Here is a 4,349-nt window from a genome sequence, read left to right as displayed (position 1 = left end):
TCGATTACCAATAACCAACTGGCAGGGCAGTTACACAGAATTATTTACACCCTCGAATATAGCGGTCTTGGCACCAGTATAACGATATGTGATTACTCTATTTCTGTGTATGTTACTGTTATAGGTTTGCGTGAGGCGCCTCCTTGAAACCAATAAAGTCTATTGATAATCCATTCTTATTGGGGATGCTTGGAATGCAAGCCATATCGCCCTTTTATCAATTTCGATCACTGCCCATCACAATTATTTCTCCATTGGTCAGTTCAATATTGCAAGAATAGTTTGCTGTCTATAGCTGTCTGTCAGTATGGAGTTTGGTTATGGTACTGTCGCTTTGCTCTACAGCACTCTCAGTGTTATTAGGGGGTTAATTACATGGAATCGTATCAACAATAGGAGGAAAGCAGTGGAGGAAAATCCTATCCATTCCTTAAGGCGTAGCTTTAAAAACTGGGCTGTGTACATTCGTGTTTCCTCAAAAAATCACATAATCATTATTTCTTTAATCAGCCCCCTGATTCTTTGATGTCAAGTAGGTCAAGAATCATATTTGCGGTGATGCGATAGCCAGCCTCCATATAGGGCGCTCTGTTTAAGCCTTCTCTGCGCTACACGGTTCTTTTTTTACCCCCGTAAGCAGCCTCAATGTAAACTGTAATTCCGCCAAGCCCGAGGGGACATTTACTGCCTTCATGGGGCTCAATTTTATCAAATGGTTTTGATGAAAAAGCTCAGTGCAAATCAAGTAAAGTTTCATGATTTTTAAGTCTGAAAAGGTCGAGGTGCTTAAATTGGTATACTATATCTATATATTTGTCCAATTGCAGAGAGTGCTTTCCATTAACGTCTAGAGTTTCGACATGACGCTGATAGATAGTCACTATCCTGGCTTATCCAAATGAGGGGTCTACAACTACGCGAAATCCGGCAGTATATCTAGGACTTAAGCCGCATAGTCGTTGCCAACCCATGTCATTCAACAGGGCCTTGTAGATATCTGAATCACCATCGCTGGTGCAATTAACCCCGCTGGTAAAAACTGTTGCTGGGATAGGTGCAAAGAAAAAAATCAGTTTGCGACTAAATTTTGGGATAACATAAGTTGTTCTTTCCGGTACTTGGCTATGAAGTTAGTGCTGGAATCCTATAGATAATATATTGGCGTCCACGATACTCGATACCTCTTGATAGATAGAGCCACTTCGATACGGCTGCTTTAACGGGTTCTTTCCAGGCTTTGTCTGTGGAGCCTTCAATTTTTAGGTTGCCGGGTATGAGTGCTTTCCCTTGTGATCCCGGCTTTGCTACCAGTACAAATGAAACTACGATACATGTGGGTAAGTGCTTGCTATTACCTTTTGATAATATCGGTGCCACTTTTACTACTGGCTTGGCCTCAGACTCTGGTATATCAAGGTCTAGGTCCAGGCAAACAGCTCCATTTTCGCTTGCTTGAGCGGCTAATGAGAAGAGAATTAAACTTGCACCAATAAGAAAGCTCTTCATTTCTGTTAGATCCTTGGCTCGAGCGTTGTAATCGGTAGTCTGTATCGAGCCAGCTTGAAATACTTGATGGCTGTCTTCTAGGATTGAGTTTTAGGAGGGTAGCCTGAAGCCACAAAAATGGCTAGAGTATTGTACTGAGCATAATTTTTTTAAGTAATGTAGTAAATAGTTGCGCACATTATATTGATTATGCAGCCAATTCTTATTTTGCATTTACCCAGCCTTGGTAAGACGACCATAAAAGACACAGATTAGTGCAAGAGAGTTAGATGTTCCTGACCATGGTTATTTAAGCAATAGGTTATTTTCAATGGGGGTAAACTTACTTGTTGCATTAATCAAAGAGGCTGCGGTTAACTCTGTTACAGCATAGACTTCAAACTTTTTGCCTCTGTCTAATCTGAGTTTATGAGCAAGAATGTCAAAATCACCATCCCCTGAAACTAAGATGATAGTATCTACTAAGCTTGAATATTCCATTGCGTCAATCGTAATCCCTACATCCCAATCACCTTTGGCAGAGCCGTCGGACCTTTGAGTAAAAGGCTTTAACTTAACTTCAAAACCAATAGACCTCAATATGTTTTGAAATTCATGCTGTTTTCTATCACCACGGTCGATTGCGTAGGCCACTGCCTTGACTACGTCTCTTCCATCTGTCGCCTTCAACCAAAACTTATTGTAATCAAAGTTTCGCTTAAAGATTTGCCGGCATGTGTAATACACATTTTGCACATCAACTAATATGGCAACTTTTTCCATTTGAGGGTCCAGTAATGTTGAGAAGCCCTACGCTCAAGGCAGTGAAATGATCTGCTAGTACTTGTGTGGACACTTTATGTCGCTAGCTTTTCATATTCAAGTGATGATTGTTAATCAAGGCACCCCCTATGTCAGCATAGTTGTCGCGCCCACTTTTTAATCAATTGTGTATTTGGGGGCGGTAATCGAGTGGAGAATGTCACGATATAACGATGACTTTAAAGAAAGAGTGGTTCAAATGATGATGCCGACAAACACCATGTCGGTAGCCCAGGTCAGTCGGGAGACCGGCGTTTCCGAGCCAACTCTGTACAATTGGTGTAATCAATTTAGCAAGCTGGGTGTAGCCGTTCCAGCCGATCCAAGAACCCCGAGAATTGGAGCGGAGATAATAAGAGAATCATGGTGATTAAGACTGCGGCTCTGAATGAAGAGGAGCTGGCAGAGTATTGCCGCCGCAAGGGGCTCTGCGCTGAACAGGTACAGCGCTGGCGCGAGGCAGCGGTCGCCGGAGCCAGTAGCCCTGATCGGTTGTCTGTAGAGGAACGCCGGGAACGTAAGAAGAGCCGCGCGCTGGAGAAAGACCTCAAGCGTAAGGAAAAGGCATTGGCTGAGGCCGCAGCATTACTCCTGCTGCAAAAAAAGGCCAAGCCATCTGGGGGGGAAGTGAGGACGAATAGTCGCCCTGGAAGATCGTCAGATGGCTATTGATTTGATCGAAAGGAGCTACCCGGTATAAGGCCTGCGCTGTACTGGATATCACTGTGCGAACACTACAACGCTGGGATAAAGCCCTGCAGAAAGGAAGCTTGGTGGACCAACGTAAGAGCGCAGCCCAGCTTCGAACTCGAGACAACAAGCTCAGTGCCGAGGAGCGGCAAAAGGTATTAAATATCTGCAATCAGTCGGAATATCGAAGCCTGCCTCCATCACAGATAGCCCCGATCCTGGCAGACCAAGGGATTTACATCGCATCTAAGTCGAGCTTTTATCGGATACTCCGTGAAGCGGGCTAGCTACACCGACGCGGAAAAGCAGAAGCGCCACGTATAGCCGCCAAACCCAAAGGATACCGGGCTGACGGCCCCAGTCAGGTTTGGAGCTGGGACAATACTTTCTTGGCGTCCAGCCTGCGTGGTGCCTTCTAAGCCCAACTTGCGGAGGGCATTGTAAAGCGCGGGCTGGTGCGCTCGGATAACGGCGGGCCCTGAAAGGTGCCACCATGCTGGCTACACTGCAGAAGCTCGCGTCATTCAGTCGCCCCTCGGTAAGCAGCGACAATCCGTATTCAGAAAGTCTGTTCCGCACCATGAAGTAGGGTCCGTGCTACCCGAGCAAACCGTTTGAAAGCATTGAGTCAGCCAGGAAATGGGTACATAGATTTGTGCAGTGGTACAACAACCATCACCGCCATAGTGCTGTTCGCTATGTGATACCGAGTCAGCGTCATAGTGGTGCGGAAAGCCCGCTATTAAAGCATCTCCATGCTGTGTATAAAGAGGCTAAACGACGCAATCTACAGCGATGGACAGTTCATACCAGGAATTGGGATCAAATAAGTGAAGTATGGCTAAATCCTCCGCCGAAAAATCAGCTCGCCAGTGAGATAAAGTGAATGACGGCATAACCAGTGATCGCGACAAGTTCGTTGACAAACACCGATCTCGATCGCAAAAAGTGTGGGTTGTTATTGGGATCTAGGCTCGATGACTATTACCCGATTTACTGCTGGCTCAAGATTGAGCGGGTCAAAATAACTGAAATTATCACCGTAATTCTTAAAAGAATTGATTGAGTTTCAGTGTCAAAAATTAATTTTTTAAATACAATATAGTATTTAGTTTTCTATTTGCTCAGAGACCTTGGTTGTAAGGTGTAATTAATGAAGTATATGGTTTATGATTACTGCAAGTGTTTTTAAGTTGCACAATAAGATAGTGCAACTTAAATAGCAGAGCAGGATTGTTTATATCTTTAATTAAAGGAGATAGTCTAGCTGGTGCTTAAACTTTTTGATATGATAAATATATCAACACTTCGGACAGTTTCATGCAGCTATAGCCCCATAGTCACTGTACTGC

5 protein-coding genes and 1 pseudogene are annotated in these 4,349 nt (G+C 44.3%); 4 read left to right on the top strand and 2 right to left on the bottom strand.

All coding sequences use genetic code 11. The annotated features are described in order from the left end of the window. Positions 1–1,122: 1,122 nt before the first annotated feature. Positions 1,123–1,506 (bottom strand): hypothetical protein, encoded by a 384-nt coding sequence (locus tag MO867_RS20775; protein ID WP_252472661.1) that lies wholly within the window; start codon positions 1,504–1,506, stop codon positions 1,123–1,125. A 285-nt stretch (positions 1,507–1,791) separates the two neighbouring features. Then, positions 1,792–2,268, bottom strand: a complete 477-nt coding sequence (locus MO867_RS20770; RefSeq protein ID WP_252472659.1) for a LabA-like NYN domain-containing protein — start codon at positions 2,266–2,268, stop codon at positions 1,792–1,794. Between the two features lie 196 nt (positions 2,269–2,464). Here MO867_RS20770 and MO867_RS24200 point away from each other — a divergent pair, with 196 nt between their 5' ends. The 4 genes and pseudogenes from MO867_RS24200 to MO867_RS24195 all read left to right on the top strand — a co-directional run. After that, positions 2,465–2,677 (top strand): transposase, encoded by a 213-nt coding sequence (locus tag MO867_RS24200; RefSeq protein WP_256474240.1) that lies wholly within the window; start codon positions 2,465–2,467, stop codon positions 2,675–2,677. Next, positions 2,671–2,979 carry a hypothetical protein gene (locus tag MO867_RS20760; RefSeq protein ID WP_252472657.1) on the top strand — a complete coding sequence of 103 codons (309 nt, stop codon included), beginning with the start codon at positions 2,671–2,673 and terminating at the stop codon, positions 2,977–2,979. Before MO867_RS24200 ends, MO867_RS20760 begins: the two co-directional genes overlap by 7 nt. A 53-nt stretch (positions 2,980–3,032) precedes the next feature. Continuing rightward, positions 3,033–3,284 carry a helix-turn-helix domain-containing protein gene (locus MO867_RS20755; RefSeq protein ID WP_252472655.1) on the top strand — a complete coding sequence of 84 codons (252 nt, stop codon included), beginning with the start codon at positions 3,033–3,035 and terminating at the stop codon, positions 3,282–3,284. Positions 3,285–3,604: 320 nt separating this feature from the next. Beyond that, positions 3,605–3,883 (top strand): annotated as a pseudogene (locus MO867_RS24195) (IS3 family transposase); the annotation flags it as partial. Positions 3,884–4,349 lie beyond the last annotated feature (466 nt).

Source organism: Microbulbifer okhotskensis (assembly GCF_023895975.1).
GTDB lineage: Bacteria > Pseudomonadota > Gammaproteobacteria > Pseudomonadales > Cellvibrionaceae > Microbulbifer > Microbulbifer okhotskensis.
Note: the sequence above shows the minus strand (reverse complement) of the source record. Positions and strands in the feature narration are given on the sequence as shown.